The following is a 438-nucleotide window of genomic DNA, read 5'->3' as shown; positions in this document are numbered from 1 at the left end:
GTTCACCAAAGACGATGTCGATACTTGGACACCAAACGCACTGGTTTATTCCACGACCAGCTTTAGGAATGGATCCTTCATTGAAGTGGCCGTCATGAACGTAACTCTGGCCACATACAACTACACTTCAGAACATTACCAGGCGTTGGTGGACACAGTGCGAGGCCACCTCGCCAACATTCCGGTCGACTCGGAGCCTGACAGCGACAGCCTCAAGTTTTACCAGGGAGACAACGGCAAGTTGCCCCTGACCTACAACATGACGATGTACGAGGTTGTGTCCACCATGCAGGGTAAAACCTACGGTGCGTTCAGCATCTACTTGCAGCTCGACGTCTACGCCCAGAAGAAGCATCACCGCGACGCGCTGGCCTCGCTGAAAACATTCACTCTGCTGTAGTGTCTTCGTACTTGTCATACTATAAAAAAACAGCAATA

Annotated in this window: 1 protein-coding gene; it reads left to right on the top strand. The window is 50.9% G+C overall.

Translation table 11 applies throughout. The features are described from left to right. A partial coding sequence (locus P2081_RS20365) for a hypothetical protein (protein ID WP_278924614.1) occupies nt 1–400 on the top strand: 400 nt, incomplete at its 5' end. Nucleotides 401–438: the final 38 nt, after the last annotated feature.

Origin of the sequence: Pseudophaeobacter profundi, assembly GCF_029697505.1 — a bacterium.
Classification (GTDB): Bacteria; Pseudomonadota; Alphaproteobacteria; order Rhodobacterales; family Rhodobacteraceae; genus Pseudophaeobacter; species Pseudophaeobacter profundi.
This window is presented reverse-complemented; position numbering and strand designations above follow the sequence as displayed.